Annotated in this window: 3 protein-coding genes; all 3 read left to right on the top strand. The window is 54.1% G+C overall.

The features are described 5' to 3' along the window. On the top strand, window positions 1-279 hold a 279-nt coding region (locus JRI95_16270), incomplete at its 5' end, for a hypothetical protein (GenBank protein ID MBW2063099.1). Between the two features lie 7 nt (window positions 280-286). Then, window positions 287-2,893 carry a DNA mismatch repair protein MutS gene (gene mutS, locus JRI95_16275; protein ID MBW2063100.1) on the top strand — a complete coding sequence of 869 codons (2,607 nt, stop codon included), beginning with the start codon at window positions 287-289 and terminating at the stop codon, window positions 2,891-2,893. Further along, window positions 2,890-4,659 carry an N-acetylmuramoyl-L-alanine amidase gene (locus tag JRI95_16280; protein MBW2063101.1) on the top strand — a complete coding sequence of 590 codons (1,770 nt, stop codon included), beginning with the start codon at window positions 2,890-2,892 and terminating at the stop codon, window positions 4,657-4,659. Before mutS ends, JRI95_16280 begins: the two co-directional genes overlap by 4 nt. Window positions 4,660-4,933 lie beyond the last annotated feature (274 nt).

Consider the following 4,933-nt stretch of genomic DNA (forward strand, 5'->3'; position numbering starts at 1 on the left):
GTTCACCGGGAGCTAGGTTTGCTCCTGCTGTCTTTGGAACGGCCCGACGAAACCCTGGCCGCCTTTCAAAATCTCCTTGAAAACATGACTTCTCCTGGAGCCGATTTTCAGTGCAGGCAGTGCGGGTTTGAATCCCAGGAATTAATGTGGCGCTGTCTTAAGTGCCAGGAATGGGACACCATGACCTTGCACCGGCGCAAACCAGTACTTCTGGCCCTGGGCAAACCGAATTTAAATGTTGCGCCTGAACCTGAAGAAAAACGAGGCGACTCGTCCTGAGAATAACGTGCCTAAACTAACTCCCATGCTCAAACAGTACTTCGAGATCAAGGAAAGGTATCCCGGGGCCATCCTTTTCTTCCGCATGGGCGACTTTTATGAGATGTTTTTCGAGGATGCAGTCAAGGCCGCACCGATTCTAGAAATAGCCCTGACCTCCCGCTCCAAATACCACAACCAGGACATTCCCATGTGCGGTGTGCCTTATCACTCCGCAGAGGCTTATGTCGCCAGGCTGATCAAGGCTGGATTCAAGGTCGCTATCTGCGATCAGGTCGAAGACCCGCGCCTGGCCAAAGGGATCGTGGCGCGGAAGGTGACGCGGGTTGTAACGCCGGGCATGAATATCTCCCCTGAGATCGAAGACCCCGGATCACCCCTCTATCTGGCGGCCCTGACCGAACGGGAAAACGACCACTTTGGCCTGGCCGCCCTGGACGTGAGCACGGGTGATTTCATCCTGACCGAGATAAGCGGTGAGCAGACGCTCGTCTCCGAATTATCCAGGCTCGCACCGGCCGAAACCCTTATCAGCGATGACGATCAGCAAAAACTGGCCGCCCTGCTCGATGATATGGCCCTGTATTGCACTCTTTTTGAGTCCGGCGCCTTTGAGCGCTCGCGGGCTCGGTCGGTGCTGGTAAATCACTTTGGCCAACACGCCCTGGCGGGTTTTGGGGTGGAGGATCTGCCTCTGGGGCTGACCGCCGCTGGAGCAGTCCTGCTTTATGCCGAAGAAAACCAGGGTGAAAATCTTGAGCATGTGAACCGTCTGCGGTGTTACCGGCTCCAGGAATATATGGTTCTGGACGAAACAGCCAGGCGAAATCTGGAACTCTTTGCCAACCTTCAAGACCACTCCCCACCCGGCTCATTGATGAGCCTGATTGACCATACGGTCACGGCCATGGGCGGACGCAAGCTTAAGCAGTGGCTGAGTTACCCTTTACGGGATCGAACTCAAATAGCCGAGCGGCATGAGGCGGTCGAGGCGCTGGTTTTAGATGGTTTGCGGCGCTCTGATCTGCGCGATATTTTAAACGGAGTTTACGACCTGGAGCGGCTGACGGGACGAATTTCCTTAAATCGCGCCAACCCGAGGGACTTGATCTGCCTCAAAGAAAGCCTGCGCCGCCTGCCTCAGATCAAGGGCTTACTTCTGGAGCTAGTTGACGGCCGCCTGCGCGATCTCGGCTGGAAGCTTGATGAATTGACCGAGACGGCCGACCTGATCGAAAAGGCCCTTATGGACGACCCTGCCATGACCCTTAAGAACGGCGGCGTTATTCGAGAAGGGTTCAATGCCGAGCTCGACGAGCTCATGTCCATCATGGCCGATGGCAAAGGCTGGATAGCCCGCATGGAGGCGGAGGAGCGTCAGCGCACAGGTATCTCCTCCCTCAAGGTTGGATTCAACAAGATTTTTGGGTACTACATCGAGGTCACCCGGTCCAACCTGGATCAGGTGCCCGAGGATTATATCCGGCGGCAGACCCTGACCGGGGCGGAACGGTTCGTGACCCCGGAACTCAAGGAATGGGAATCCAAGGTCCTTACGGCTGAAGAGCGGCGCGTACTGTTAGAGCAGAAACTCTTTGAAGGGCTGCGGCAGGACCTGATGGCTTACGTCTCCCGCCTCAAGGACACGGCGGGGTCGCTCGCCGAAATTGACGTGCTGGCGGCCCTGGCGGAAACGGCGGTCAAGTATGATTATGTTCGGCCCGAGCTTCTTCATGACGACCGGATCGAGATCGTGGACGGCCGGCATCCGGTCATCGAACGTTCCCTGCGCCAGGAGACCTTTGTGCCCAATGATATCATCCTGGACAACGACTCCAATCAGATCCTGATTATCACCGGCCCCAACATGGCTGGCAAATCCACCATCCTGCGCCAGGTGGCCCTGATCGTGCTCCTGAACCAGATCGGCAGCTTTGTCCCGGCCGAAAAAGCCCGCCTGGGTATGGTGGACCGCATCTTCACCCGCATTGGAGCCTCTGATGATCTGACCCGCGGCAGATCAACCTTCATGGTCGAAATGAACGAAACCGCCCAGATACTCAACCAGGCCACCAGCAAGAGCCTGGTCATCCTGGATGAAATCGGGAGAGGCACCAGCACCTTTGACGGACTGTCCATCGCCTGGGCCGTGGTCGAGTATATTCATAATCTCCAGGGGCACGGGGTCAGAACCTTGTTCGCCACTCATTACCACGAACTCGTCGAGCTGGCCAAGACGATGTCACGGGTTAAAAATTTTAATGTCGCGGTCAAGCAATGGCGCGACGAGATCATTTTTCTCCGCAAGCTTGTTCCAGGTGGAACGAGCCGCAGTTACGGCCTGGCCGTAGCCCGGCTGGCCGGCCTGCCGTCTGAAATCCTTGACAGGGCGGCCGAGGTTTTAGAGAATCTTGAACGGGAGGAAATTGACCCGACCGGATTGCCTCGCCCGGTGCGTTCAAAGTCCGGCCGTGCTCAGGAAGCGGGCCAGCTGTCTCTTTTTGCCAGAAGGGATGAAAGCCTGACCGATGAGATACAGCGGTTGAACACGGATCAAATGACTCCTCTGGAGGCCCTGAACAAACTGGCCGAGTTAAAAAAGATGGTCCAATGACCCCTCGCCTAAAATACCTGTTCATTCCTTTTCTAGCCGCGGCGATCCTGGCCCTGTGGTTTCAGCCGTCTGAGGCCGCCTCCAACGAAGTTCTTTTCAAATACGCCGAGCAGGCCAAAACCAGGCTTGAAAAAAATAAAAAGGCCCAAGCCTTTCGGCATAACTGGCTCAATGTGACTGACCGCTATAAACGCGTCCTTAAAAAGAACCCTACCAACCGGCGGGCCAGGCAGTCTCTTCTGACCATCGGGGACCTGTACCTCGGCCTCTATAAGCGTTCCAGACTGACTTTGGACCTGAACAAGGCCCTGGATTACTACCGCCGCCTGACCAAACGTTTTCCCAAAGACCCTTTGGCCGCCGAGGCTCAGGTCAAGATCGGCCAGGTTTATTACCTTTACAAGCAGGACAAGGATCGGGCTTATGTCGAGTTCCTGAAGGTTGAACTCAACCACCCTGAGAGTCCCCAGGTCGCTGAGGCTCAGAAGTGGATGACCAAAATCTCCGGGATGCCCGTGCCTAAAGTGGCGGCCAGCAAACCCCCTGTTTCAACCGGACTGAAACCGATGGTCAAGGGTGTTCGTCACTGGTCCACGCCTTCTTACACCCGCGTCGTTATTGACCTGGACCGGGAAACAAAATTTAAAGACCATTTACTGAGACCGGACCTGAAACAGCACAAGCCGATGCGTCTTTACATGGACCTGACCCCTTCCAGGATTGATCCTAACATCAAAGAAGTTCTGCCCATTGCCAACCGGTTGCTCCAGCGCGTCCGCATTGCTCAACACGACCTGAAGACAGTCAGGGTCGTCCTCGATATTGCAAACATTGAAACCTACCGCATCTTTGCCTTAAGCAACCCCTTCCGCATCGTGATTGACGTCACGGGCAGGCCGTTGGAACAGGCCGTGGCCGCGGCGAAGCCGAAACCGGCTACACAGGCCAAACCGGAGGCCCCCAAACCCGCCGCGCCTTTAACCGATCTCAAAGAAGCCGCCGAGAAGCGCAAAAAAGTGCCTCGAGGGCTGGCCCGAAAATATCCCAGCCAGGCTTCCCTGGCCAGGCAGCTGCGACTGGGAGTGAGAAAAATAGTTATTGATCCCGGTCATGGAGGCAAAGATCGAGGCGCAACCGGGGTAACAGGCCTGATTGAAAAGGATCTAACCTTGAGGATATCTAAGCTGCTCGCTAAAAAAATCGAAAAACAGCTGGGCATCAAATGCATCCTGACCAGAACCAAGGACGTATTTTTACCGCTTGAAGAACGCACGGCCATTGCCAACACCGTTGGCGCGGACCTGTTCATTTCTGTCCACGCCAATGCTCACAAAGATAAAAGAATTCATGGCATTGAAACCTATTTTCTCAACCTGGCCACAGACGAGGAAGCCATGCGTGTGGCCGCCCGTGAAAACGCCACCTCGACTAAAACGATGAGCGACCTGGAATTGATCCTGAATGACCTCATGCTCAATTCCAAAATAACCGAATCCAGTCATCTGGCCAAAGCGGTCCAAACCCAGATGGTTAAATGCCTGTGCAACAAGTACAAAAATGTTAAAGACATGGGAGTCAAGCAGGCCCCCTTCTATGTCCTCATCGGAGCCAACATGCCTTCCATCCTGCTGGAGATGGCGTTCATCAGCAATAAAAATGACGAGGCCCGCATGCGGGAAAAACGCTATCTGGAAAACATGGCTAACGGCATCGTGGAAGGAATAAAAAACTACACCAAATCCGTTAAGAAGGCCGAGTTGATATAATGGTAACTAGCCCATTGTAGCAGGTTTTTTAAAAACAAAACTAGTGTAACACAAGCAACCGCTTGAAGACTTGGTTCGCCCGTGGCACACAATCTATTGAGTTGTTTTATTAGGCAAATTACCTTTAAACAATATTTTTTTTCATAGGAATAATCAGAGATCGGAACCTGTCAACAACTTTTGGACACTCACTGTCAAATATTACTGTAGTTTTCTATGCATCCACAGGAGGATTGATCCATGCTGCCTGCGGCAAAGCAGGGGGTAATGGGAC

The organism is Deltaproteobacteria bacterium, from assembly GCA_019308995.1.
Lineage (GTDB): Bacteria > Desulfobacterota > Desulfarculia > Adiutricales > JAFDHD01 > JAFDHD01.

Bases quoted from the DNA above. Each gene is read 5' to 3' on its own strand.
- JRI95_16280 (MBW2063101.1), top strand. From the start codon at position 2,890: ATGACCCCTCGCCTAAAATACCTGTTCATTCCTTTTCTAGCCGCGGCG.